The organism is Acidovorax sp. LjRoot129 (genome assembly GCF_964253765.1).
In the GTDB taxonomy this organism is placed as follows: domain Bacteria; phylum Pseudomonadota; class Gammaproteobacteria; order Burkholderiales; family Burkholderiaceae_C; genus Acidovorax.
In genome coordinates this window covers 2,118,801-2,143,918 of sequence record NZ_CAXUSE020000001.1, presented here as the reverse complement: position 1 = coordinate 2,143,918, position 25,118 = coordinate 2,118,801, and the positions used below count along the sequence as shown (strand labels likewise).

23 protein-coding genes are annotated in these 25,118 nt (G+C 64.6%); 10 read left to right on the top strand and 13 right to left on the bottom strand.

What is annotated here, in order from left to right:
• Window positions 1-120 precede the first annotated feature (120 nt).
• Genes ACSQ3Q_RS09810 through ACSQ3Q_RS09800 form a run of 3 tightly spaced genes read right to left on the bottom strand, consistent with a single transcriptional unit; the run spans window position 121 to window position 3,921 of the window.
• Entirely contained in the window at window positions 121-1,176 is a 1,056-nt protein-coding gene (locus tag ACSQ3Q_RS09810; protein WP_436134202.1) for an ABC transporter permease, read from the bottom strand.
• Window positions 1,157-2,647, bottom strand: a complete 1,491-nt coding sequence (locus ACSQ3Q_RS09805; protein WP_436134201.1) for a sugar ABC transporter ATP-binding protein — start codon at window positions 2,645-2,647, stop codon at window positions 1,157-1,159. The genes ACSQ3Q_RS09810 and ACSQ3Q_RS09805 overlap by 20 nt, the downstream gene beginning before the upstream one ends.
• Window positions 2,644-3,921, bottom strand: coding sequence for an ROK family transcriptional regulator (locus ACSQ3Q_RS09800; protein WP_436134200.1), 1,278 nt, complete (start codon window positions 3,919-3,921; stop codon window positions 2,644-2,646). Before ACSQ3Q_RS09800 ends, ACSQ3Q_RS09805 begins: the two co-directional genes overlap by 4 nt.
• Before the next feature lie 211 nt (window positions 3,922-4,132).
• Between ACSQ3Q_RS09800 and ACSQ3Q_RS09795 the strand changes: the two genes are divergently transcribed.
• Window positions 4,133-6,724 (top strand): HD domain-containing protein, encoded by a 2,592-nt coding sequence (locus ACSQ3Q_RS09795; RefSeq protein WP_436134199.1) that lies wholly within the window; start codon window positions 4,133-4,135, stop codon window positions 6,722-6,724.
• A 113-nt stretch (window positions 6,725-6,837) separates the two neighbouring features.
• Here the strand turns inward: ACSQ3Q_RS09795 and ACSQ3Q_RS09790 are convergent, their stop codons facing one another.
• Complete coding sequence (locus tag ACSQ3Q_RS09790; protein WP_436134198.1) at window positions 6,838-7,554, bottom strand: class I SAM-dependent methyltransferase; 717 nt, start codon at window positions 7,552-7,554, stop codon at window positions 6,838-6,840.
• A 255-nt stretch (window positions 7,555-7,809) separates the two neighbouring features.
• Between ACSQ3Q_RS09790 and ACSQ3Q_RS09785 the strand changes: the two genes are divergently transcribed.
• From ACSQ3Q_RS09785 to ACSQ3Q_RS09760, 6 genes are all read left to right on the top strand, one after another.
• Window positions 7,810-8,274 carry an Rrf2 family transcriptional regulator gene (locus ACSQ3Q_RS09785; protein ID WP_436134197.1) on the top strand — a complete coding sequence of 155 codons (465 nt, stop codon included), beginning with the start codon at window positions 7,810-7,812 and terminating at the stop codon, window positions 8,272-8,274.
• A complete protein-coding gene (locus tag ACSQ3Q_RS09780; protein ID WP_436134196.1) occupies window positions 8,261-9,232 on the top strand; it encodes an NAD(P)/FAD-dependent oxidoreductase in 972 nt (323 codons plus the stop codon). Before ACSQ3Q_RS09785 ends, ACSQ3Q_RS09780 begins: the two co-directional genes overlap by 14 nt.
• Window positions 9,233-9,433: 201 nt before the next feature.
• A complete protein-coding gene (locus ACSQ3Q_RS09775; protein WP_436134195.1) occupies window positions 9,434-10,309 on the top strand; it encodes an AraC family transcriptional regulator in 876 nt (291 codons plus the stop codon).
• Window positions 10,306-11,292, top strand: coding sequence for an alpha/beta hydrolase family protein (locus ACSQ3Q_RS09770; RefSeq protein ID WP_436134194.1), 987 nt, complete (start codon window positions 10,306-10,308; stop codon window positions 11,290-11,292). The genes ACSQ3Q_RS09775 and ACSQ3Q_RS09770 overlap by 4 nt, the downstream gene beginning before the upstream one ends.
• A gap of 208 nt (window positions 11,293-11,500) precedes the next feature.
• The gene (locus ACSQ3Q_RS09765; protein ID WP_436134193.1) at window positions 11,501-12,052 is read left to right on the top strand and encodes an AAA family ATPase; all 552 of its coding nucleotides are present in this window, start codon (window positions 11,501-11,503) and stop codon (window positions 12,050-12,052) included.
• A gap of 269 nt (window positions 12,053-12,321) precedes the next feature.
• Window positions 12,322-12,765 (top strand): YybH family protein, encoded by a 444-nt coding sequence (locus ACSQ3Q_RS09760; protein WP_436134192.1) that lies wholly within the window; start codon window positions 12,322-12,324, stop codon window positions 12,763-12,765.
• Window positions 12,766-12,785: 20 nt separating this feature from the next.
• Here the strand turns inward: ACSQ3Q_RS09760 and ACSQ3Q_RS09755 are convergent, their stop codons facing one another.
• Window positions 12,786-13,757 carry a DMT family transporter gene (locus ACSQ3Q_RS09755; protein WP_436134191.1) on the bottom strand — a complete coding sequence of 324 codons (972 nt, stop codon included), beginning with the start codon at window positions 13,755-13,757 and terminating at the stop codon, window positions 12,786-12,788.
• A gap of 118 nt (window positions 13,758-13,875) precedes the next feature.
• Between ACSQ3Q_RS09755 and ACSQ3Q_RS09750 the strand changes: the two genes are divergently transcribed.
• Entirely contained in the window at window positions 13,876-14,742 is an 867-nt protein-coding gene (locus ACSQ3Q_RS09750) for a LysR family transcriptional regulator (protein ID WP_436134190.1), read from the top strand.
• A gap of 118 nt (window positions 14,743-14,860) precedes the next feature.
• Here ACSQ3Q_RS09750 and ACSQ3Q_RS09745 read toward each other — a convergent pair whose 3' ends face one another.
• From ACSQ3Q_RS09745 to ACSQ3Q_RS09730, 4 genes are read right to left on the bottom strand one after another with little or no spacing between them, the layout of a single operon-like run.
• Complete coding sequence (locus ACSQ3Q_RS09745; RefSeq protein ID WP_436134189.1) at window positions 14,861-15,502, bottom strand: DsbA family protein; 642 nt, start codon at window positions 15,500-15,502, stop codon at window positions 14,861-14,863.
• Between the two features lie 3 nt (window positions 15,503-15,505).
• Window positions 15,506-15,775 (bottom strand): hypothetical protein, encoded by a 270-nt coding sequence (locus tag ACSQ3Q_RS09740; RefSeq protein WP_436134188.1) that lies wholly within the window; start codon window positions 15,773-15,775, stop codon window positions 15,506-15,508.
• A 14-nt stretch (window positions 15,776-15,789) separates the two neighbouring features.
• Window positions 15,790-16,233: a nuclear transport factor 2 family protein gene (locus ACSQ3Q_RS09735; RefSeq protein WP_436134187.1), complete on the bottom strand. Its 444-nt coding sequence runs from the start codon at window positions 16,231-16,233 to the stop codon at window positions 15,790-15,792.
• Between the two features lie 56 nt (window positions 16,234-16,289).
• A complete protein-coding gene (locus ACSQ3Q_RS09730) occupies window positions 16,290-17,156 on the bottom strand; it encodes an MBL fold metallo-hydrolase (protein WP_436134186.1) in 867 nt (288 codons plus the stop codon).
• 116 nt (window positions 17,157-17,272) lie between these two features.
• On the opposite strand from ACSQ3Q_RS09730, the gene ACSQ3Q_RS09725 reads away from it, so the two are divergent.
• The gene (locus tag ACSQ3Q_RS09725; protein ID WP_436134185.1) at window positions 17,273-18,166 is read left to right on the top strand and encodes a LysR family transcriptional regulator; all 894 of its coding nucleotides are present in this window, start codon (window positions 17,273-17,275) and stop codon (window positions 18,164-18,166) included.
• A 191-nt stretch (window positions 18,167-18,357) separates the two neighbouring features.
• On the opposite strand, the gene ACSQ3Q_RS09720 is transcribed toward ACSQ3Q_RS09725, so the two are convergent.
• The 4 genes from ACSQ3Q_RS09720 to ACSQ3Q_RS09705 all read right to left on the bottom strand — a co-directional run bounded on the left by ACSQ3Q_RS09720 (window position 18,358) and on the right by ACSQ3Q_RS09705 (window position 23,541).
• Window positions 18,358-20,484: an alpha/beta hydrolase domain-containing protein gene (locus ACSQ3Q_RS09720; protein WP_436134184.1), complete on the bottom strand. Its 2,127-nt coding sequence runs from the start codon at window positions 20,482-20,484 to the stop codon at window positions 18,358-18,360.
• Between the two features lie 205 nt (window positions 20,485-20,689).
• On the bottom strand, window positions 20,690-21,685 hold the full coding sequence (locus ACSQ3Q_RS09715; protein WP_436134183.1) for a Bug family tripartite tricarboxylate transporter substrate binding protein: 996 nt from the start codon (window positions 21,683-21,685) through the stop codon (window positions 20,690-20,692).
• A gap of 65 nt (window positions 21,686-21,750) precedes the next feature.
• Window positions 21,751-22,149, bottom strand: a complete 399-nt coding sequence (locus tag ACSQ3Q_RS09710) for an AtuA-related protein (RefSeq protein ID WP_436134182.1) — start codon at window positions 22,147-22,149, stop codon at window positions 21,751-21,753.
• 21 nt (window positions 22,150-22,170) lie between these two features.
• Window positions 22,171-23,541, bottom strand: coding sequence for an acyclic terpene utilization AtuA family protein (locus ACSQ3Q_RS09705; RefSeq protein ID WP_436134181.1), 1,371 nt, complete (start codon window positions 23,539-23,541; stop codon window positions 22,171-22,173).
• 128 nt (window positions 23,542-23,669) lie between these two features.
• On the opposite strand from ACSQ3Q_RS09705, the gene ACSQ3Q_RS09700 reads away from it, so the two are divergent.
• Entirely contained in the window at window positions 23,670-24,563 is an 894-nt protein-coding gene (locus ACSQ3Q_RS09700) for a LysR family transcriptional regulator (protein ID WP_436134180.1), read from the top strand.
• Window positions 24,564-25,118 lie beyond the last annotated feature (555 nt).

The window sequence follows — 25,118 nt, the reverse complement described above, 5'->3', positions numbered from 1 at the left end:
TCTCCTGTTGCTATTGCTTTGCTGAAAATGGCCATGAAAGCCTGGCCGACTGGGGAACACCTCGAAAAATAAATACGCGCATGAGTGGGTGAAAAACTCGAAGTTGTTCCGACCCCTGCGTCACCGCTTGCCGCGCTGCATAAAGGCCACGGCAATAATCACGAAGCCCTGCACCGCCGCGTTCAGGTACACGCTGATGATGCTGGTGAGGTTCAAGATATTGCTGATGACCGACAGCAGGATGGCCCCCACCACCGTGCCGGTGATGGTTCCCGCCCCGCCCTTCAAAACCGTGCCGCCCACGATCACCGCAGCGATCGCTTCCAGCTCCCACAGCAGGCCCGTGGTGGGCGATGCAGAACCGAGCCGCGGCACGTACAGCAGCGTGGCAATGCCCACGCACACCCCGAGCAGCATGTACGTCAGGATCTTGATCTTGTGCACATCCACCGCGGCGTACTGCGCCACCTGCTCGTTGGAGCCGATGACCTGCACGTAGCGGCCATAGGCAGTGCGATTCAGAATCACGCCGCCGATGACAGCCACCAGCAGGAAGATCCACACAGGGATCGGCACGCCCAGCAGGTTGGCGTAATACACGGGGCTGTAGATGTCCGACAGATCGTTCTCCAGCGTGATGGCCCCGCCGTTCGAGAAATACGTGAGGTACGCGCGGAAGATGCCCAGCGTGCCCAGCGTCACGATGAAGGGTTCGATGCGCCCCTTGGTGATGAGCAAACCATGCACCAGCCCGAACACCGCGCCCAGCACCACCGCCAGCAGCATGCCAACCACCACGGCCGCCATGGGCGAGCCCAGCACGGGGGCCATTGCGTTCATGAACAAAATGACCGAGCCTGCGATCAGCGCCGCCATCGACCCCACCGACAGGTCGATGCCGCCCGAGATGATCACAAAGCACATGCCCACCGCGATGATGCCTATGAAGGCCGTGCGCGTGAGCACGTTCATCACGTTGTCGTAAGTGGCGAAGTTGCTGTTGAGCAGCGTGCCGGCAATGCACAGCAGCACCAGCCCGATGACCGGGCCCAGCCCGTGCAGCTTGCCCCACCAGGCCGTGGCGCCGCCGTGGCGGCCTGCACCGGGTACCACGGGTGGTACGGGTGCTGCGGCAGCCGCTGCGGTGGTGGCGTTTTCAGCGGGTACCTGTGGCATGTGCGATCAACTCCTCTTCGGTCAAATTAGGTTCTTGGAGCGTGGTCTGCAGCCGCCCGGCGCGCATCACCGCCACGCGGTGGCACAGGCCGATCAGCTCCATCAGTTCGGAAGAAATCACCACCACCGCCAGCCCCTGCTCTGCCAGGCGCTGCACCAGGTGATAAATCTCGCGCTTGGCGCCCACGTCCACGCCGCGCGTGGGCTCGTCCAGCACCACCACGCTGGGGCCGGGGTGCAGCACCTTGGCCAGCGCCAGCTTTTGCTGGTTACCGCCCGACAGCGACGACGCGCGCACCTCCAGCGACCCGGTGCGGATGCCGAACTCCTGCACCGCATCGCGCAGCGCAGCCTGCTCGGCCGCCGGGTCGAGCCAGGGCTTGGCGTAGCGCTCCAGCGCCATCAGCGTCAGGTTGGGCCGCAGGCTGAAGTGCACGTGCAGGCCCTTGCCCTTGCGGTCTTCGCTCAGGTAGGTCAGGCCGTGGCGCGCCGCATCGCGCGGGCTTTTCAGATTCACCGGCTTGCCCGCCAGCTCCACCGTGCCGGCCGAGCGCGGGCGCAGTCCCAGCAGGCCCTCGAACAGCTCGGTGCGGCCCGCGCCCACCAGCCCGGCAAAGCCCAGAATCTCGCCGCGCCGCACGTCAAAGCTCACGTCCTCGGCCCAGCCCGGCACCGAGAGGCCCCGCACCTTGATGGCCGGCTCTCCACCCGCAGGCGCGGGCAGCTTGGGCGGGAACAAATCGGCCAGCTCGCGGCCCACCATCAGGTTGGCCATCTGCCGGCGCGTCACGCTGGCCGTGGCCTCGCGCGCCACCAGCAGGCCGTCGCGCATGACCACCACCTCGTCGGTGGTGCGCTCCACCTCGTCGAGCTTGTGCGATATGTAGATGATGGTCACGCCCGCGGCCTTGAGCCCGGCCATCAGCGCAAACAGCCGCTCCGTCTCGCCGGGGGTCAGCGTGGCGGTGGGCTCGTCCATGATGAGCAGGCGCGCATTGCGGGCCAGCGCGCGGGCAATCTCCACCAGCTGCTTTTCGGCCACGATGAGCTTGCGCACCCGCGTGTCGGGGTCCAGCGGCAAACCCACCTGTGCCAGGGCAGCGCGCGTCTTCTCGCGCATCGCCTTGTCATCGAGGAAGGGGCCCTTCTTGATCTCGTGCCCCAGAAAGATGTTCTGCGCAATCGTCAGGTCGTCCGCCAGGTTGAACTCCTGGTGGATCAGCACAATGCCCTGCGCCTCGGCCGCGCGCGAGCCGCCGCCCGGGGCGCGCACCGCACCGTCCACCACCACCTCGCCGGTGGTCGGGCTCTCGTACCCCGCCAGAATCTTCATCAGCGTGGACTTGCCCGCGCCGTTTTCGCCCAGCAGGCCAACCACCCGCCCTGGCTGCAGAGCAAAGCCCACGCCGTGCAGCACGCGCACGGGGCCGAACTCCTTGGTCACATTGCGAAACTCGACGGCGACGCTCATCGTGTGACCCCTACCGAACCCGCTGTGGCGGACTGTGAATAAGCAGACACAGAAGCAGACGATGGGGACGGAGACCGCGACGACATCGCCAGGCTTTGCTGCATGGCCAGCACGCCCGCGCCCACCACGCCCGCATCGTCGGCCAGCGGCGCGTATTGAATCTCCAGGTGCCGCGTGGACAGCGCCAGCGACCGGTGGTACACGCTCTGCCGCACCGACGCGAGGAACAGCGGCCCCATGTCCGTCACCCGCCCCGCAATGAACACATGCGACGGGTTGAAGAAATTCACGATGGACGCCAGCATCTGCCCCACCAGGCTGCCCGCGCGCTGAATGATCGCGTTGGCCGCCACATCGCCCGCCCGGCTGGCCTGGGCCACGTCCTCGGTGGTCAGCGTGCCGGTGGCCTGCAAGCGCTCGGCCAGCATGGCGCTCTCGCCGCGCTCCACGGCCTCCATCGCCATGCGCGCCATGGCGGGTGCTGCGGCCATCGCCTCCACACAGCCCTGGTTGCCGCAGTGGCAGCGCGGCCCGCTCTGGTCCACGCAGATATGGCCCACGTCGCCGGCCGACCCATTGGCGCCCCGGTACACCTGCCCGTGGCACACGATGCCGCAGCCAATGCCCGTGCCCACCTTGATGACCAAAAAGTTGGGCAGGTTGCGCTGCAGCCGCCACAGCTCGCCCAGCGCCATCAGGTTCACGTCGTTGTCCACAAACACCGGCGCGGCAAACGCCTCGCGCAGGTAGTCGCGGATGGAAAAGCCGTCCCAGTCGGGCATCAGCGGCGGGTTGACGAGTTGCCCGCTTTCAAAATCCACCGGCCCCGGCAGGCCCATGCCAATGGCAATCACCTGTGACGCCGCCAGCCCGCAGCGCGCCATTAGCTCCCGCATCAGCCCGCGCAGCCGCGCCAGGATCACGCCCGGCCCCTGGCGCACATCGATGGGCTCGCGGTGCCGCGCCAGCACCGTCATGTCGGGCCGCATGATGGCGACCTGCATGCTCGTCGCGCCCAGGTCGGCGCCAATCACCACGCCCAGGGTTTCGCTCAGTCGGAGGGTTTCGGCACGCCGGCCGCCAGAGGATTCCTGCAGGCCCACCTCGTCAAGCAGGCCCTCGTCCAGCAGCGCCGCGACCATGGCGTTGGCCTTGCTCTTGGAATAGGCCAGGCGCTGCGCGAGGGCATTGCGCGACGCGCCGGCAGACCAGAAGATGGTCTGCAAGACGTCCAGGTCTTCGGCGCCGCAGTGACTCCAGCGGGTGGATGGCAAGGCTTGTCTCCTGTCGTTTTCGTTAACAGCACCTCATGGGGTGGGTGCTTGACTGGGATGCTATGCGGTCTACTTTGGCCGGGCAAGACTTAACTTTGACCTAAATTAAATCAAACTATTCGAACTTTCAGCTCTGATACCCTACTGCATAAATTTCGCACTGAAATCAAATTAATATAATTCTCAACAATTTATTCACAGAAAGAGCAGCATGTATTCTGAAGAAATTCACACGACTTCGTTATGGTGCACAGCATTCAACTGTGCATCGACGCCGCTGGAACAAGAATCCATCGACCGCCTTAAAGGTGAATTTTCCAATTTTCGCTCAAATGCCAATTTTCTGGTAAGTCATGTAAGAACCTCTCTACCCGACTTAACCTTACATGATGTTAGTCACCTTGATGCCCTGTGGCGAGTAGGGAGTCTTCTAGCGGGAGAAGATTATCCAATTAATCCGATGGAAGCATTCGTACTGGGTGGTTCAATTTTACTTCACGATGCCGCACTTTGCGTAGAAGCATATGAAGGAGGAGTTGAAGGCTTAAGATCAGAAAAAGTATGGAAAGATACCTTTGCACTCGAGACAGAACGCACACCTGGTAGAAATATCGAAGCAATAAAAATTGACTGTGACTTTTCTGCAATGAGAGCTCTTCATGCGGAGCGCGCCGGAGAATTGGCGCGATATGCCTTTAAGAATCACAAAGATGGCAGCTCTTTTTATCTTATCTCAGACCCAACACTCCGGAATCACGTGGGGCGACTGATTGGAAAAATAGCTACCAGCCATCACTGGAGCATTGAGCAAGTTAAAGATCAGCTCAGCACGCCGCTAAACCCTCCTTCAGGCTACCCACCTCAATGGAGCATTGATGGAATAAAAATCGCCTGTTTACTAAGGACTGCTGACGCAGCACACTTTTGTCAAGACAGAGCCCCAGATTTTCTACACGCATTGAAGCGAAGAATTGGAGTTTCCGGCAATCATTGGGAAGCCCAAAATAAAATTACTGGACCAGCTCTCTCTCCCGCCGATCCTCACAAAGAAACTATTGCATACACTTCTACTCAAGATTTTTCCGAAATTGAATCCCGGGCTTGGTGGATAGCATATGAAGCACTTGGTATAGTTCAGAAGGAGATTTCCAGCGCAAACAAGCTCCTTATGGAGTTGAATCATACCAACGCACCGCCACTAAAAATAAAAAATGTAGCAGGACAAGAGTCGATCTCCAATTTTTCTCAGTATATAAAAGCGTCTGGCTGGGAACCATGCAATGCCAGCATCCATATTGGAGACATCGAATCCCTTGTACGCAATTTGGGCGGTGAAAAACTTTATGGTGCGAGTTCACCCACACACAAGTTGCACGTAGTTCTGCGCGAGCTAATTCAAAACGCTCGTGATTCAATCGTGGCACTCCGAAGCATCGAACCAGATTTCATAGGAAAGATAAATGTTCGACTTATAAATGACGGAAACGATCAATATCTTCAAATTGAAGATGATGGTGTTGGCATGTCTCGACGAGTTTTGACCGGCGCACTACTTGATTTTGGGAATAGCTTCTGGGCGTCAGACTTGGTGAAAACAGAGTTGCCAGGGTTGCGGGCGGGCGGATACAAATCAGTTGGAAAATTCGGTATTGGCTTCTACTCAATTTTCATGATCGCGGCGAGCGCGTCCATCTCCAGCAGACGATGGAACAATGGTCACACTGATACTGTGGAGCTTTCCTTTTCGGAAGGACTTTCACTGAGGCCCATCGTAAAAAGCTCACCTCCTCCGCATCACCTCAGACATTATTCCACCGTAGTAAAAATAAAAATATTAGAAGACCAAAAAATTGCAGATTCTTCTACAATCAAAATCTCGAGTGGCTACAGCGGAATTGGTGACTATAGCGTACCTCTAGAGCGGCTAATCGCATCCTGGATCCCGGGGCTCGATGTCCCAGTTTACTTCATAAACGATCCCAGCGAGCCATCTCTTATTCACCACTGGGATCCAAAAAACAAACAAAATAATTCCGAACTGCTGAAATCCATATATTTCCCAGAATACAGAGGTGAAATTGGAAAGCAGTTCCTTGCAAACATCGATATTCACGCAAGCAGACTAAGACCAATTGGCACGCCAGCTTATGGAATTGCGGCTATTCAAATGGACCACGGAAATGCAGCCAGTGCGGGGGGAATTCGCACGGTCGGGGGATTTGGCCCCTTTAGCTCAACAGGTGATCAACACTTCATCGGATACATGGAATGCGAACCAGATTCCGCCCGAAGAAATGCCGAAAAATTTCTAGCACCACCGCAAACCATTAAAGACTGGGCCACTGAGCAATTAGCAATCTTTGAAGAAAAAAATCCGAATGAATTACAAAGAGCCATTTTTGGAGGTTCTTTGTGCGAATTCGATGTTAACCCGTCAAGGGTAGTAAGAATTCTCACCATAACACAGACAGGTCGTAGATTTTTCTCAATTAGCGATTTGGCAGCAGAAATCAGAACAACACCTATTATATTTCCACAAGCTCACTACAGCGAAACAATAGATGCATACGCCATTCCCAATATGATACCTGGAGCGATTGTCGTACAGTCGCTAAGTCATGGAAAATTTGCAAATCTAAAATTTAAAGATGGAATTCCAGAGGATAAAAATAGTCTGCTGGGATGCCTCTATTACGAGACAGAAAAAATGGGAACCAAAATAGTTCAAGTCCCCTCCGACATAACCTTCGACAGCCAGATAGGCAGGGCAAAAGCATTTATGATTTCCATTAAAGAAGAATAAGAAAAATTTGCAGCGCTTACTATTGTTGATGACATCTAATATAATTAGAAGCGCCAATGAAAATTGATGACTTGTGGCCAAGAGGTCTTCAGCTTGTGTAACAGCTATATATTTCATACACAAACTACCCAACCACGAAAAGCAAATCCCATGTAAAACAGCCGCACATCGCTAAACCCAGCCTCCCGCAGAATCGCCTCATCCTCTTCCGGCGTCAGCACAGCCAGCTCCGCCGCCACCTTGGCCCGCCCCCGGTCTGCCGTCTCCGGCGCCATGCCGGACGCCACCTGAAATGCCGAATAGCGCGACAACCAAAGGTCGCGCTCCCCTGCCCCGCCTTCGCCGCCAGCGCCCCCATCAGCCACGCTCAGATGCACCGCGACGAACGGCGCGCCGGGCTTCAACCGCCGCCGGATCTCGGCCACCATGGCCGCACGCTCCTCGCGCGGCACAAAGTGAAAAGTCAGCAAACACGTCGCGCCATCGAACGGCCCGGCCGGCGCGCTCTGCACATAACCGTGGTGCAGCGCCACGCGGTCGCCTGACACACCCGCGCTCTGCAGCCGCTGCGCCGCTAGGTCCAGCATGGGCTGGCTCGGGTCCACGCCGTCGAAGCGCCAGCCGGGGTGCGCCCGCGCCATGTCCTCCAGCTCCAGCCCACCGCCTGCGCCCACCACCAGCACACGGCCGTCGACGGGCACGCGCTCGGCCAGCAGGATGCGGACCATGGGCAGTAGGCTGTCGTAGCCGGGCACGTTGCGGCGGGGGCCTTCGGCGTAGCGGGCGACGGCGGCGGGGTCGGTGGAGGGGGAGACGGTGGAATGGGTCATGGTGTTTGGCGTATGCGTGTGGTGGATACGGCGCTTTTGCGTTGAGCTTGTCCAACGGGGTTGCCAGCGCAGCGCAGGGTTTCGACAGGCTCAACCCGAACGGTTGGGGGTGGGCAACGCCTGACAGAAATCAAGCCAAATTGGCCTCTAGCGCTTATCCATCAAGCGCTAGCAGCTATCAATTCAGTAGTGATACGTTCGTGCTCCAGCACGGTTTGCGGCTGCATGCTAACATCACGCAACTTTGAATGTTGCATGAAACGAGATAGCCGCCTTTCTAACGTCCTCCACGCACTGCTGCACATGGCAGAGATGGATGGTCCCGCCACGTCCGAGTCGCTGGCGCAGGCCATGCAGACCAACCCGGTCGTGGTCCGCCGCCTGATGGCGGGGCTGCGGTATGCGGGTTTTGTCTCATCCGCCAAGGGGCATGGCGGTGGGTGGGTGCTGTCGTGCCCGCTTGCGGACATCACGCTGCGCGACATTCATGAAGCACTGGGCGCGCCCACGTTGCTGGCGGTGGGCAACAGGGTGGAGAGCCCTGGCTGCGCGGTCGAGCAGGCGGTGAACGACGCCCTCTCAGATGCTTTTGAGGCGGCGGAGCAGGTGCTGCTCACGCGGCTGGGCGAGGTCACGCTGGCGCAGTTGTCTGCCCAGTTTCATGAACGCATGGTGGGCAGGGGCCACGCGCACAAGGACTTTTCACATGAACACTTATGACCACGACGCCATCGTGATTGGCGGCAGCTTTGCAGGCCTGTCGGCCGCGATGCAACTGGCGCGGGCGCGGCGGCGCGTGTGCGTGGTGGACGCAGGCAAACCGCGCAACCGGTTTGCCGCCGCGTCGCACGGCTTTTTTGGGCAGGACGGCGAGCCACCGCTGGCGATGATCGAACAAGCGCGCCGCAAGCTGCTGGCCTACCCCACGGTCACGCTGCGCCAGGGCACGGTGGTGTCGGCCACGGCGCAGCACAGCGTCGAACCATCGCCTGCATCGTCTGCATCGCCCAGCGGTTTTGACGTGGTGCTGGACGATGGCGCCGGTGCACTGACCCCATTGACCACCCGCAAGCTGGTGCTGGCCTTTGGCGTGAAGGATGGTCTGCCCGACATTGCAGGCCTGCGCGAGCGCTGGGGTGCGTCCGTTTTGCACTGTCCGTATTGCCACGGCTATGAGTTTGCGGGCCAGCGGCTGGGCGTGCTGTACCACTCGCCGCAGTCGGGCATGCACGCGCAGCTGATTGCGGACTGGGGCCCGACCACCCTCTTCCTGAATGGTGAAGCCACGCTGGAGGACAGCGAGCGCACGCGGCTGTTGGCGCTGGGCATTGCCGTGGAGCCTGCGCGCATCGCCGCGCTGGAGGGGCCTGATCGGGCGTTGAGCGGTGTGCGCCTGGTTGCGAATGACGGCGCCGATGGCCGCCTGGTGCCGATTGACGCTTTGTATGTGGCCGCGACCACAAGCCCCGCCAGCCCGCTGGCAGAACAACTGGGCTGTGCGCTGGACGAGGGCCCCATGGGCCCGTGCATTCGCACCGATGCCAACAAGATGACCACGGTGCCGGGCGTGTATGCCGCAGGCGACGCCACGCTGATGCGGCACAACGCCACGCTGGCGTCTGCAGAAGGGGTGCTGGCGGGTGTGGGGGCGCACCAGGCGCTGGTGTTTGGGCAATAAGAGCAGCTAACAAAACTCTTCTGGCGTTGTTGCCGCGTCTTGTCGTACTGCTCGTACTGCCTGCGACGCAGCGCCTAGCCCGAACCGCTTCGCTGATTTTTGTTAGCCGCTCTAAGTAGCGCAGCGCTGCTGCGGCACCAGGCCACAAAGTAGCAAGATCGGCTAAGTACTGGCGCGCAAGCTGCGGCACACTCTGCGGCCATGAGCCTGGACCAGAGCGCCGATCAGCACTACCGCGACCGCGTGGCCCGCGTGATCGCCCACATCGTGGCGCACCCGCTGGCAGCGCATCGGCTGGAGGACCTGGCCGCCATTGCCCACTTTTCCCCTTTCCACTTTCACCGCGTCTACAGCAGCATTGCGGGCGAAACCGTGGCCGCCACGGTGCGCCGCGTGCGCCTGGCGTTGGCCACGCGGCTGCTGGAGCAAGGCGGGCAGAGCATCACCCAGGTGGCGATGGAGGTGGGCTACGACAGCCCGCAGGCCTTCACCCGCGCATTCAGCCAGTTCGCCGGGCAATCGCCACGGGCGTTCCAGCGGGACATGCACCGCCTCATCCTTGATCCAGGCGCCGCGAACGCGCACGCAAACGCGCATACAAAGGCCGAGCACACACTGGCCGTGCAGATCGTTGAGCGCCCGGCGCAGCGCCTGCATGCCCTGCGCCACCAGGGGCCGCCATCCACCATCCCCCACACGCAGCGGCGGCTGTACCTGCAGTGCGGCCAGCGCGCAGCCCACCGGCTGGGCGCGTCTTGCGGAGACCCGCAGGACGTGGGCGGCGGCTTTCGCTACTACGCGGCGGTGGTGCTGCCAGAGCCGATCCTGGCGGCAGATGGCGGGCTGGAGCTGCTGGACATCCCGGCAGGCCTGTACGCACGCCACGCGCTCACCGGCCCCTACACGCGCATCAACGCGGCACTGGCGGCCATCCACACACGCTGGCTCCCGGCCAGCGGCTATGAGCCAGACGACCGCCCCACGCTGGAGCACTACCTCAACTCCCCCCGCAACGCCGCGCAGGCCGACCTGCGCACCGACCTGCTGATTCCCATCCGACCCACCACCTCCCTATGACCCGTTTTCGCTGGCTCTTTCGTTCCCTTTTGCCCGCAGCGCTCTGCGGCGCCACCACCCTGGCCCACGCTGCGGGCTTTGCCTTTATCGAGGTGCCTGCAGACAAGGACGGGCCCGCGCTGCGCGGCGCTGTGTGGTCGCCCTGCAGCGCGCCGCCGGGCCGCATCGACCTGGCCCCGGCGGTGCTGCAAGGCACACGCGACTGCCCCATTGCCGGCCAAAGCCTGCCGCTTGTCGTGGTGTCGCACGGCGCGGGCGGCTCGGCCCTGGGGCACCACGACACGGCAGCCACGCTGGCCGATGCAGGCTATGTGGTGGCCGCCATCAGCCACCCGGGCGACAACTTTCAGGACCTGAGCCGCCAGGGCCACCTGTCGGCCTTTGCCACGCGGCCCGTGGACATGAAGCGGCTGACGGACTACATGCTGGACGCGTGGCCCCAGCGCGCGCAGCTGGACGCGGGCAAGGTCGGCTTCTTCGGCTTTTCACGCGGCGGCTACACGGGCCTGGTGGCCATCGGCGCCGTGCCGGACTGGACGTCACGGCAAGACCTGTGCTCGCCGCTATCCACCCGCCCCTTGTGTGGCGAGATTCGGCGCAAAGAAATACCCGCCACGCCCGCGCCGGACCCGCGCATTCGGGCGGCAGTCATCGTCGACCCCTTGAGCGTGTTCGATGCCAAGGGCCTGGGGCAGGTCAAAACCCCCGTCCAACTGTGGGCCTCGGCGCTGGGTGGCGATGGCGTCACGCTGCACAGCGTGGAGACCGTGCGCCAGGGCCTGCCCAGCGCGCCCGACTGGCATCTGGCCGCCAACGCGGGGCACTTCGCCTTTCTGGCGCCCTGCTCGCCAGCGCTGGCCGAGGCAGTGCCCGGCATCTGCCGCGATGCTTCGGGGTTTGACCGGGTGGCTTTTCACCAGGTTTTCAACGCGCAGGTGCTGGCGTTCTTTCAGCGGCACATCGCGGCAGCCAAAGCGCCCTGAGGGCAGTTTGGCGTTCGTCGCGCCGACGCGGCCCGTGGGTTGACGCAGCCAGCGCCGGCCACCTACACTGCCAACCTCGCATCTGACCTTTGGGGTTGGAGCGAACCGCAAAGCCCTCCACCATCGTTGAGGGCTTTTTTTCGTCCGCCCTATGGAAAGCTCTCCCTGCTTGCAGAGAGGGCTTTTTGCATTTCTGGAGCCTTTTCTCATGCACACCGCTTCAACCCACGCCGCCCCTGCCACCATGGCCGGCACCGCCCCTCGCATTCACCTGGTCATCGGCCCGGTGGGCGCAGGCAAGTCCACCTTCGTCCGCCAGCTGGTGCAGCAGCAACACCGCGCCGTGCCGCTCAATCTGGACGACTGGATGGCCACGCTGTTTTCGCCCGACCGGCCCGATACCGGGGACGTGATGGCCTGGTACATCCCCCGCACCCTGCGCTGCCTGGAGCAGATCTGGAAAACCGCCGAGGCCGTGCTGGCCGCCGGCGGCGATGTGGTGCTGGAGGTGGGCCTGATCCAGCAGCACCAGCGCGACGCCTTTTATGCGCGCATGGGGCCGTGGGCCGACGCCATGACGGTATATGTGCTGGACGCACCGCGCGACGTACGCCGCGAACGCGTGTTGCGGCGCAATGCCGAGCAGGGAGAGACGTTCTCGATGGTGGTGCCCCCGCACATCTTTGAGCTGGCCAGCGACCTGTGGCAGCCGCCCGGGGAGGCGGAGTGCGCCGAGCGGTCGGTGGTGTTTGTGCCGTAGCACAGGGGCCGAGGTGGGGCGACGGTGCTGACCCGACGTCATCGATCCACTCCTAGGGATGGCCTGCAGAACTCCCTGCGGTCTGTGACAGCGGGGCCTCGCGCGGTCTACTGCATGGCAGAACGCCGCCCCCTTCCGACGCCCCGCAAGCCGCACCTCCTACACCCCGCGGCGGCACGCGCACTAGGCTGGCGTAAGCTAGGGTACACACCCGCCGGGACCACGCTCAACGCTGTTCCGGCGCCGGTCTGACATAAGGAGCACCACCTATGAATGCACGCAATGATCTGCCCGTTCAGCCCACCGCCTCGTTTCAAGAATTCCTGCGCACGCGCGAGCGGATCTCCAACGACTACATCAATGGCAACCCCGAGCCGCTCGACGGCATCGCCACGCAACACGACCCCGCCACGTTCTTCCCGCCCAATGGCGCCACCGTGCAAGGCGCGGGTGAGGTGTCTGCTGCTCAGCACCAGGGCGCGCTGCGCTTTCGCAAGGGAAGCACGGGGCAGTTCGAAGTCATGCAAAGCGCCAGCAGCGGCACCCTGGCGTTCTGGACCGGGGTGCAGCACGCCGACGTGCGGATGGAGGGCCAGGAAGAGCGCGTGCCGATGCAGTTGCGCACGACAGAGGTCTTCCGCCTTGAAGGGGGCGAATGGAAGCTGATCCATCGCCACGCCGACATGCGCAAGACGGACGAAGCAAAAGGCTGAGCCGCCGACCGCGCAGAACATCAGCCAGACCGGGCCACCACCGGCACCGGCCCCGGCCGCCGGATGGTCCACAGCGCCGCGGCCATCAGCGCCACCCCTCCCAGTTGCACGGCGCTCAGCGTGCGGCCATACACGCACCAATCGACCAGCACCGCCGTGAGCGGGTACACGAACTGCAGTACCGCAATGCGCCCCAGCCCCAGGCGCGCCATGCCGGCAAACAGCACTACGTACGCCAGCCCCGTGTGCAGCACGCCCAGGCCCAGCAGCCAGGCCCACGCAGCGCCCTGCTGGGGCCAGCCCAGCACAAAGGGGGCCCACACCAGCGACACCGCGCCCACCAGGCACTGCCAAAACGCCATCGCAAAGGGGCTGATGGCTTTCTGTGTGTTGGCGAGCAGCGTGACACCCGCGTAGCAGAGCGAGCCGCCCAGGCACATCAGCACGCCGGCCATGTAGCCGCCGCTGCTGCTAGCTGCGGCTGCCGCTGCAGTGCCGTCGAGCAGGCCGGTGGTCAGCACCAGGCCACCCAGCGCGGCCAGGGTAGCCAGCCACTGCGCGGGCGAGACGGCCTCGCGCAAAAACAGTGCGCCAAACACGATGACCCAGATGGGCTGGATGTGGAAGATCACCGTGGCCACGGCGATGGACGTGCGCGGGATGGCGGCGAAGAACAGCGCCCAGTTCATCACCATGAGCACGCCCGTGGCACAGGCCACCCATCGGGCGCGGCCGTTCAGCAAAAGTTCTCTGCCCCGGCCTGTGGCCAGGCACCAGGCCAGCAAGGCCAGGGCGCCGAATGCGCAGCGGAACCACACGGTGACCAGCGGGTGCTGGGCCGCCTCTTCCACAAAAACACCGATGGTTCCCAGCAGCACACCACCGGCGATGAGCAGCCACTGGCCGTCCCGATCGCGGGTGCCGGCAGGCCCTGTGGACGTGATCTGCGCGGCAAGCGATGAAGGCGTGGCGGCACTGGCTTTGTGGTTCATGCCGCCGATGCTCGAAGATTGACGCCTCGGAGTAAAGCGCATAGTTTGCGCAGCTACCATTCGAAAAACGAAACCATCGCGCCGCCTGCTTGCCGGCACGCAAACCGAGACCCGCGCCATGAACTACCCCGATTTCCAGATCGATTGGCTGCGTGCCTTTGTGGCCGTGGTGGATGCGGGCTCGCTATCCGGCGCGGCGCCGCTGGTGCACCGCTCGCAGTCGGCCGTCAGCATGCAGATCAAGAAGCTGGAGGCCGCGCTGGGCCGCCCGGTGCTGCTGCGCGGGCCGCGCCATCTGGAGGTGACACCCGCAGGGGCCGAACTGCTGTCGTACGCACGCCGCGTGCTCGACCTGCAGGCCGAGGCGCATGCGGCGCTGTTCGGCCCGCAGCTGGCAGGCCGGGTGCGGTTGGGGGTGCCGGACGACTACGCATCGACCTACCTCACGCCGGTGCTGCGCAGTTTTTCGCACCGGTACCAGGGCGTGGAGATTGAGCTGACCTGCGAGCAATCGACCTCGCTCATCCCACGCGTGGTGCGCGGCGAGCTGGACCTGGCCCTGGTCTCGCGCGACAAGCCGCAGCGCGGGCATTTTTTGTTCGAAGAGCCGCTGGTGTGGGTGGGTGCGCCACAGTTCGAAGCGTGGCGGCGTGACCCGCTGCCGATTGCGGTGTACGAATCGGCCAGCATGGCCCGGCAGGCCACCTTGGCGGCGCTGGGCACGCGCCGCCGCGCCTACCGCATCGTGTACCACAGCTCCAGCCTGGCGGGGCAGCTGGCCGCAGTGGAAAGCGGCCTGGCGGTGGCGGTGCTCACGCGGTGCAGCGCACCAGCCCATCTGCAAATCTTGCAGAACCTGCCCGCGGAGTTTGACCTGCCGCCGCTGGCTTCGATGAACGTGGCGGTGCTGCGCAGCAAGGTGTCGCTGCGCTCACCGGCGGTGGATGCGATGTACGAACAGATCGTGCGCACGCTGGGCCAGTGAAGGCGGAGGCGGCGGGTGGGGTGCCTTGATTACGTTTTCCCTGAGCCCGTCGAAAGCTCGCCACGGACGTGCCCAGGCTTCGACAGGCTCGGCCCGAACGTTTTTTGGGGAAGACTCCTTAGCCCGCCAGCACCTGCGCGAGCAGGCCCGCGCGCGGCCCCAGCAGCGCATCGCCGCCAATCAGCCGCAGCGCACCGCCCTGCCCCGTGACCACCAACTGCGGCACGCCCCGCGCGCCCACGGCGCGCAGCGTGGCCTGGGCGCTGGCGACGCGCTCGGCGACCTGGCTTTGCAGTGCGGCTGTGGGTGCCAGCGTCAACGCCGCAGCATCGGCCAGGCCCAGGGCGCGCAGCACATCGGCCAGCACCTCGGGCTCCGCGGTGTCCCGGCCGTCCACATAACGTGCGCGCTGCAGTGCGTGCAAGGCGTCCAGTTCACTTTCAGGCGCAGTCTGCGCCACGGCGGTCAGCGCGAGGGTGGCAGGGCCTGAATCAAAACGGCCGGACGCAGCACCCAGAATTTGGTCGCGGTAGGCCTGCGTGAAGGGCTGGCCGGTGAGCTGCTGAATGCGTTGGTCGTTGGACCACGCGTACGCAGCGAACTGCGCATCCATGGGCCGCGCCCCAGCACCCGCAAACAGGCCCGTGGGCGCCAGCGAGACGTGCACGCCGTCCACGCCTCGCAGGTATTGCAGCGCCGGCGCGGCGGCGTAGCACCAGCCGCACAGGGGGTCGAACAGATAGGTCACCGTGGTGGGCATGGGTCAGGATCTTTCAGAATCAGGGGATAGGGATACGGCCAGCGCGGCCTCAAAAAGCGCCAGCTCTTCGGCCAGGGTGCCCCGGCTGCGGAAGTGGCGGCCTGCGCGGTCGTACCAGTTCTCGGCATCTTCGAGGTCACCCTCTTGCAGGTGCAGGATGCCGTGCAGCCAGGCGCCCAGCATCGAGCCGTCGTGTTGCACCAGATCGTGCGCGGCGGTCCAGCGCCCGGCGTGCAGGTGCTGCAGGACTTGATGGAGCGGTGGAGTTGGCACGGTCTGGTGTCCGATCACTTTTGCGGGTTGGTGAACATGGGGTTGCCGCTGGCGGTCTTGGTGGTCTCTTCTTGCAAGACGTCCCAGTGCTCCACGATTTTTCCGCCGGTCAGGCGGAAGATGTCCACGCCGACCATGACCTTGGGGCCCATGCCCGAATAGCGGCCGTGCACCACGACGTAGTCGCCTTCGGCCACCACCATGCCGGGTTCGTACTTGAAGTCGGGCGGCAGGCTGCCGACCCACCCCTTCAGCACTTCGGACCCGTTGGGCACGGCGGGGTTGTGCTGGATGTAGCTGGGTGACCAGTACTTGTCGATGACCGAAGCATCGCGCGTGATGAACAGGCCTTTCATGCCGGCCACGACGATGTCTTTGTTGGTGGTCTGCGCAAAGGCGCTGGTCGAAAAGGCGGCAAGCAGCGATGCGGCGATGAGAACGGTCTTGAAAGTTTTCATGGCGGATTCCATGGAGGTTGGTGTGCTGTGGCTTGGGGTCGTTACGGCCAAGCTGCTTACCACTTCATTTCGCCTTTGTTCACCTTGGCACCGATGTCCAGCGACATCGCGCCTTCGGTCAACTGCGGGTACGACTGCTTCATGGCCTGGATCAGCTCTGCACTGTTCTTGGTTGCGGCCAGGTTCTTCTCGAACGTTTGCAGATAGGCCTTGGTGAAGGTCAGCGTGCTCGCGTCGATCTTGGTGCCGGCTTGCATGTGGCCTGGCACCACCAGCGTGGGCTGCAGGGCGGCGATTTCGTCAAGCTGCGCAACCCAGGCCGCACGTTCAGCGGCGGATTGCGTGTCGGCCGTCCACACGTGCATGTTGCCGAACACGCCGATGTTGCCGACGACAGCCTTGATCGATGGGATGTACGCATACGGGCGGTGCGCCAGCAGGCCGGTGGTGCCGCGGATCTCGACCGCCTGGCCGTCTACCGTGAGCGTGTTGCCGCTGAGGGCCTTGGGCAGCACGGGCGTGCGCGGGGCGTTGGCACCCATCTTGGGGCCCCAGAACGAGAGCTTGGTGGCCAGCTTGGCGTTGATTTTTTCCAGCACGGCGGGCGTGGTCACCACGTCGGCCTTGGGGAAGATCTCCTTGAGGGTTTCGACGCCGAAGTAGTAGTCCGGGTCGGCCTGGCTCACGTAGATGGTCTTGAGCTCTTTGCCGGAATCGAGCACGTTGGCGGCAATGCGCAGTGCGTCGGCACGGGTGAAGCCGCCGTCGATGACCATGGCTTCCTTCTCGCCGTAGACCAGGGTGGAGTTCACGTTGAAGCTGCTGCCACTGGCGTTGTAGACCTTGATCTCCAGGGGCTGTGCCGCTTGGGCGCCCGTGAAAGCAACAGACAGGGTGGCAGCGATGAGGGTGGTGCGGAACATGGCGGTTTCTCCGGATTTCTGAGGGGTGGGATGAATAACAGGACGCAGTCTATTTGCGCCAATCGATCCAATAAACCCCATAAAATGCGCATATTTGTTGCACCAATAGAGCAAATATGGACCGCCTGACCGCCATGCGCGTGTACGTGGAAGTGGCCACCAGCGGCAGCTTCAGTGCCACGGCCGACCGGCTGGAGATGTCGCGCGCCATGGTCACGCGCTACGTGGGCGAGATGGAGCAGTGGCTGCAGGCGCGGCTGCTGCAGCGCACCACCCGCAGCGTGACGCTGACCGATGCAGGCGAGCTGGCGCTGCGCCGCTGCCAGCAGATGCTGGCACTGACGCAAGACCTGGAAGAAGAAACCGCCACCACCACCGAGGGCGAGCTGCGCGGGCAACTGCGCATCACCTGCAGCGTGTCGTTTGCGTATGCGCAGATGGGCGCGGCGATTGCCGACTTCTTGGCACAACACCCGCAGCTCAAGATCGATCTGGACGCCAGCGAGGGCTCGCTGAACCTGGTGGAGCGCCGCATCGACCTGGCGATCCGCATCAGTGCCGAGCCCGACCCGCTGCTCATTGGCCGGCCGCTGGCGCGCTGCGATTCGGCGCTGGTCGCATCGCCCGCCTACCTGGCCGCACACGGCACGCCCCAGGAGCCCGCCGACCTGACCCGCCACCGCTGTCTGAGCTACGCCAACTTTGGCAAAAGCGTGTGGCAGCTCACCCGCGGTGACGAGATCGCCCGCGTGGGCGTGACCAGCCCCTTCAGCGCCAACGAGGCCACCACGCTGATGCGCGCGGCGCTGGCTGGTGGCGGCATCGCACTGCAGCCCACCTACCTGGTCAACCCCTATCTGCACAGCGGCGAACTGCAGGCCGTGCTGCCCGCGTGGAGCCTGCCGGTGATGACCATCCACGCGCTGTACACCTCGCGCAGGCACCTGTCGCCGGCGGTGCGGGCGCTGCTGGATTTTTTGGTACTGCGGTTTGCGGGGGTGCCATGGTGAGTGGCCTTCCTCGTCACTAGAAAACTATCATTTTGATAGCTGGAAGCGCTTATCGATCAAGCGCTAGCGGCCATTTTGATCTAAAACTCCCTCTTCCATGAGGCAAGAGGGAGTGAAAACTGGGTGCCGCGCTGGCGCGTGGCCGGCAGCCCAACGCAGGCTCCGCCGCACACCACCTTCCCGCCTCCGCCTCAGGGCAGCACCGCAGCTGCCTTGGCCCGCGCAATCTGCACATCTGCGTCGCGCTGCAGCAGCAGGCGCTGCGCCACCAGCGTGTTGGCCGCTTCGGTCACGGCCGCCACATAGCCTTCTTGCGTCCCATACAACTCTTCCAGCGACGTGCGCGCATCGCCCGCCGCCAGCCGCGCGGCGCGCGTCTTGTGGAAGGGGATGAAGCTGCCGGTGAGGTTGGCCAGGTCGGTGATGCCGGGCGTGGCGACGTAGTTGAACTCGATGCTGGTGCCCAAGGGTGCGCGCGCTTCCACGCTGCGGATGCCGGCGCGGGTCAGGCCGGTGGACGCATCGACCTGCGGCACCATGATCGCGTAGTCGCGGCCCAGGTTGCGCGGGGGCAGGATGGTGGCGACGCCCGATTCGTCCTGCGGGATGTACTGCGGGCCAAAGTCGAACAGGGGGAAGTTGTTGTACAGGCCCCGGTAGCTGAACTCAGGGATGGCCGTCTGCACGCCGCCCACCGCCCAGGTCAGCCCCTTCATGACCGGAAAGGCCAGCGCCTCGGGCCGCACCAGCGTGCCGTTGTCGATGCGTGGCACCTGGCTGGCGGGCGGCAGCGTGCCGCGCACCACCCAGTCTTCCAGGTTCAGGAACAGCGCGCGGAAGGTGTCGTTGAAGTGCACCACCGTGCCCGTGGGGTAGGTGGCCCGCGTGGGCGCGTACGCGATGCTGGCCGTGCCCCCTGCGCCGCCGTGCTGGGTGCTGGCGTAGTAGTAGATGCGCGCGTTCTCGGGCTGGGCCAGGTCCTTGGTGCCGCGGGCATCGGTCAGCACGGGTGAGCCCTGCAGCTGCCAGAACTCGGTGCCCGACAGGCCCAAAAAGAACTTGGGGCAGGTGGTGGTGGCGGCGCAGCGCTTCATCACCCCGCCCTGGCGGCCGCTGATGTCGTCCTGGTAGTCCTTGTCCAGCCCGCGCGGCGCCGTCTGGCCGAAGGCCGTGTGGTCGGTGCGCAGGCCCCCGCCGCCGCCGGGCACCGCAAAGCGGGTGTTGATGTGGGTCTGGCGCGCGGCCACGTGGGCGAAGATGCCGTCGAAGACCTTGCCACCGTCGAGCGCCTGGTTGAAGCCCAGGTGCAAGAACGTTTTCATCGCGTTGCCCGACTGCGAGGTGCCCTGCCCCAGCGTGTACTGGATGCGGCCCGCCAGCGGGTTGGGCGTGCCCGACGAGTCGGCCGACTTGCCGCGAAAGAAGCTCACCGTGTCGCGCAGCGCGGCCAGGCCCACGCCCATGACCTTGGGGTCCTTGGCCACGTAGACCAGCTCGTACAGGTAGGCCGGGTCGAACCCGCCTTTGAGGCACACGCTGGTGGGGCTGGCGGTGCCGGGGAAGGCGTTGGCGCCCGCGTCACAGCTGGCGAACTTCCAGTCGCTGGCCGGCACCGGCGTGCGTGCATCCGTTTCGTTGGCGCGGCGAGTGAGCGAATAGCCGGGCTGGGTGTTGTCCAGGCTGGCGGGCTCGTAAGGAATCATGGAGCCATTGAACACGCCGCCGGGCAGTGTCATCGACGGGCTGGCCACGGTGGGCACGAGCTCGGCACGGTAGGGGCCAGTGATGCTGCTGCCGTCCTTGTTCTTGGCAACGGGCACCGTCACCGTCAGGCGCGCCGGCGTGCTCTTGGGCACGTCGCCCTGCCAGGCCGAATACAGCATCACGTAGCCGCGCTCCAGGTACACCGCATCGCTGGGCGTGGCCGTGGGGTTGAGCATGGTGAGGATGTTGCCGCGATTGGGCGCGTCGTAGCGCAGCACGCCGCTCGCCTTCGCCATGTTCTTGGGCTTGAGCATGACGAAGTCGGCCTGGTACTCGACCATGCCGTTGGCATTGGTGGGCGCGAACGCCAGGTCCTGGATGGTGGCGTTCTTGGGGTCCTTGGGGTCGACCTCGCCACTGATGGTGCCGGTGATGCGCTCGTACTCGCCCACGTCGCCGTAGCTGCCGGGGAAGGCCTCGGTGGCGGTGATCTGCAGCTTGAGGGCCGGGCCTTTGGGGGCGTCGTCGCTATTGCTGCTGCCGCCACAAGCGGCCAGGGCTGCTGCGGCGGCGGCCGTGAGGGCGAGTTTTCCGAATGCGTGAAGGGGTTGCATGTTGTCTCCTGGGATGGATGGTGGGTGGTGGCCGCTCTAGCGGCTCTGGAAGGAAAACGGCAGCGTCTGGTGCGCGGCGCGCGGCAAGGCTCCGCCCGCGCCTGCCGGTGAAGGCAGGGACTGGCAGAACGGAAAACGGGGTGGAAAAAGCCGCGGCCCGGCGCGGGGGCTGCGGCTTGTGGGCTGGCTTGGCTGGCCTACTGGCTTACTCGGCCTCGATCCCGGCGGCCTTGATCACCTTGCCCCACTTCTGGGTTTCGGCGGCCTGGAACTTGGCGAGTTCATCGGGCGTGGTCGTCCATGCCTCGGAGCCCGCGTTGTCGTAGAAGCTCTTGGCCGCCGCGCTCTTGGTGGCGGCGGTCAGCAGTTCGTTCAGGCGCGCCACCACCGGTGCGGGCGTGCCGGCGGGCACATAGGCCGCAAACCAGTAGCCCATGTCGTAGCCCTTCACGCCGGCTTCGTCCAGCGTGGGCACATCGGGCAGTTGCGCGCTGCGCTTTTGGGTGGAGTAACCCAGGGCCCGCAGCTTGCCCGCCTTGACCTGGGGCACGCCGGTGGAGGTGTCGGTGATCATCAGGTCGATCTGCCCGCCAAGCAGGTCGGTGATGGCCAGCGGGTTGCTCTTGTAGGGCACGTGCAGGATGTCCACGCTGGCCAGTTGCTTGAGCATTTCGCCGGCCATGCGGCTCGACGAGCTGCCGCTGCCGAAGCTGAGCTTGCCGGGGTTCTTCTTGGCAAAGGCCAGCAGCTCGCCCACGTTCTTGTACGGCGCGCTGGCATTGACCACCAGCACCTGCCCGCCCTTGCCCAGGCCCGTCACCGGCGCAAAGTCCTTGACCGGGTCGTACGAGAGCTTCTTGTACAAATGCTCGTTGGCCGCGTGTGTGGTGTTGGTGGTGATGAGCACGCTGTACCCGTCGGCCGCCGCCTTGGCCACGGCAGCCGCCGCGATCATGCCGCTGGCACCGGCCTTGTTGTCGATGACCACCGCCTGCTTGGTGTCCGTGGTGATGGACTGGCCCAGCGCGCGCGCCAGCTGGTCGGTGGCACTGCCGGCTGCAAAGGGCACGACGAAGGTGATGGCCTTGGCCGGGTAAGCCTGCGCATGGGCAGCCCCGCCCTGCAGCGCGCCAAGCGCCAGCACGGCGGCGGCCATCGCGTGGCGTCGGCCCAGGTTCAACGGCGAAGTGGATGGGTTCATGTTTGTCTCCTTGTGTATAGGTATGGAAAAGCGGAAAGCGGAAAACGAAAGCAAAAGGGAATCGGTCACCGGCAGGACAGCGGCGGTTGCGGCGGTGGCGGCCCGCCCAGGTGCGGTGCCAGCGCGGCGGGCACGGTGACGGGCAAGTCCAGCAGCATGTAGCTCAGCGCCTTGCCGTGGCTGTCGAGGTTGAGCGAATCGTTCACGCCGCCGTCCAGCACATCGTCCAGCACGATGTTCATGGCCTGCAGCTGGGGCAGCAGGTAGCGCGTGACCTGGCGCGGCTGGCGCAGCGCGAACTGGCGCGCCACAGCGGCTTCGGTGACCTGATCGACCAGCACATCCCACAGCGCGGGGTGCCAGGCGATGACGCTGATGTTGGACCGGTTGCCCTTGTCGCCCGTGCGGCTGTGGGCCAGGCGGTACAAAGGCACGGTGATCGTTGAAGCGGTGGCGAAAGTCATGGTGCGTGGGTCCTTCATCGATCAATCGACCATCTCAAAACGCACGGCCACCGCATCGCGCGGCACCAGGCACGACACCGTGCCCAGGCGGGGCCGCATGGCGGTGCGCACCCCGCCGCCGCCCGCGGGCCCGCAGGTGTAGAGCGCGGTCACCTCGCGCACCAGGCGCTGGGCGCTGGCGTGGTCGCGGTGCTGCAGGGCCACGCGCAGGCGCACATCACGCACGTCGTTGTGGGCGTCGCGGCTGCCGCTTGCGGGCGCATCCAGCCACCGGCTGGTGTCGTCGCCGAAGATGCTGGTCACGCCGATCAGGTCGATGCGCAGCGGGCCCAGGCCGGCCAGCCGCTCGCGCAGCACCTCGCCCGCCAGGCGCGCGCGGGCTTCGGCACGCGGGCCGGCGTAGGAGATTTCGCCCTCGGCGAACCAGCCGGATTCAAAGCACACGTTGACCTTGAGCGTGGCGGGCTGCGCGTGGCCCCGCACGCCGGTCAGGCGCACGGCGTCGGTGCCCACGGTCTGCACCTTGGTCTGGGTGATGTCGGCCACCACGTCGGGCGTGAGGTACGCCGCAGGGTCGTGCAGCTCGTACAGCAGTTGCTCCTTGACGGTGCGCTCGTCGATGCGCCCGCCCGTGCCGGGCGGCTTGGTGATGGTGCAGTGGCCGTCGGCGTCGATCTCGGCGATGGGGTAGCCCAGTTGCGCCAGGCCCGGCACGTCCTTGTAGCCGGGGTCGGCAAAGTAGCCGCCCGTGACCTGCGCGCCGCATTCGAGCAGGTGCCCGGCCATGGTGGCGCGGGCCAGGCGGTCCCAGTCGTCAGTGGCCCAGCCGTAGTGCGCAAGCGCCGGGCCCAGCACGAGGGATGGGTCTGCCACGCGGCCGCAGACCACGATGTCGGCCCCGGCGCGCAGGGCATCGGCAATGGCCTGTGCACCGATGTAGGCATTGGCGCTCACGATGGGCTCGGTGGGCATGGCATTGCCCAGGGCGTCCTGCAGCAGCGCGCGGTGGGCGGGGCCGCTCAGGTCGTCGCCCTGCAGCACGGCGATGCGCGGGCGGGCCAGGCCCAGCTCGGCCGCCAGCGCGTGGATGCGGCGTGCGGCGCCGTGCGGGTTGGCCGCGCCGAAGTTGCTGACGATGCGCACGCCGTGCGCCAGGCACAGCCCGAGTACGGGGCGCAGCAGGTCGGCCAGCAGCGGCTCGTAGCCGGCATCGGGGTCGGTGCGGCGGGCCAGTTGCGCCAGGGCCAGCGTGCGCTCGGCCAGGGTCTCGAAGATGAGCACGGACGGCTGGCCGCTGGCGATCAGCGCCTGCACCACGGGCAGGGCCGCGTCGGTGCGGTCGCCCGAAAAGCCGGCTGCGCAGCCGATGCGCAGAGGGGTGTTGTTCGCCATGGGTTTGTTGTCTCCTGGGGGCACTTTAGAGAGACTGCGGTATTCTGTGAAATCGATTGTTCCAATTAATCCATCTGAATTTCAGATAACTCAATCAGCAGCCGGTTTACCAGCCGCCGCCCTCCCCCATGAGCACTGCCCACCTCTCCAGCCGCCAGCTCGATGCCTTTATTGCGCTGGCTGAGCAGCAAAGCTTCACGCGCGCTGCAGCGCTGTGCCATTTGTCGCAGCCCGCGTTCAGCGCACTGATCCGCGCACTGGAGGACGACCTGGGCCTGCGCCTTTTCGACCGCAGCACGCGGCATGTGGACCTGACGCCCGAGGGGCAGAACTTTTTGGAATCAGCCCGCCGCATCCGCAGCGAGATCACCAATGCGCTCGGGGCTCTGCGCGATGCCGCCACCCTGCAGCGCGGGCGGGTGGCCGTGGCGCTGCTGCCATCGCTGGCTGCGGGCTGGCTGCCCGCCGTGCTGGCGCAGTACCGCGCGGCACACCCCGGCATCGAGATCGACATTGCCGACGTGCTGTCCGAGCCGTGTATCGACCGCGTGGCCAGCGGCCATGCCGACTTTGCGCTGGCCGCCATCCGCGCCGACACCCCTGCTTTGCAGGCCGAGCCTTTTTGCAGCGATAACTTCTACCTGGTGTGCCCCGCAGACCACCCGCTGGCACGCCGCCGCAAGGCCATCACCGCTCAGGACCTGGCCGCCTGGCCGTTCATCCACCTGGCGCGCACCAGCAGCGTGCGCCAGTACCTGGAGGCCGCCCTGCACCCGCAGGCCATGCACACGCTGATGGAGGTGGAGCAGCTGGCCACCGTGATGGGCATGGTGCGCGCGGGCCTGGGCATCAGCGTGGTGCCGGCGCTCACGCTGTTCCACTTCGAGCAGCCGGGTCTGGTCACGCGGCCGCTGTCGCTGCCCGGGCTCACGCGGCAGATCTACCTGGTGCGGCGGCGCGACGAGAGCCTGTCGGTGGCGGCGCAGGCGCTGTATGCGCTGGTAATGGCGCAGCGGCCTTGAAACCCAAGAAGCAATTACTATAAATTTGATAGCTATCAGCGCTTATCCATCAAGCGCTAGGGGCCAATTTAGCTTGAAATTCAGCCGCCTAGGTGACGGCTGCGCGCGCATAACTCACGGTCAGCATCTCTCACTGGTGCCCATCGGACTGGTTCCAGTAGATGCGGCCACCGTGGGCCGTATCCACCTAGCTGTCCACGGGGCCGTGCACGGCGCTGCGTTACGGGATGCCCCCAGCCTGGATGCGCGCGAGGATGGCGCTGAACTCCGCATCGCTCACGCAATCAGTAGTGGATGCGCGGAATGGGCTCGGGCCATTCGTCGAAGTCGATGGTGAAGCCATCGTTCACGAACACGGGCGCAAACGGCCCCACGCCGGTTTCGGACCAGGGCACGCCGAGCAGTTCGGGGCGCGATGCACTTGACGCCGTGTCAACCGCCCCACCCTTGAGTCCACTACGCCGGACAGATCCCGCGAGTCCCGCGTGTTACCCGGGCCGCCAGCCGACTGCCTGGGCAACCCCAGGCTTCATGCATACTCGATCACAGCCCACC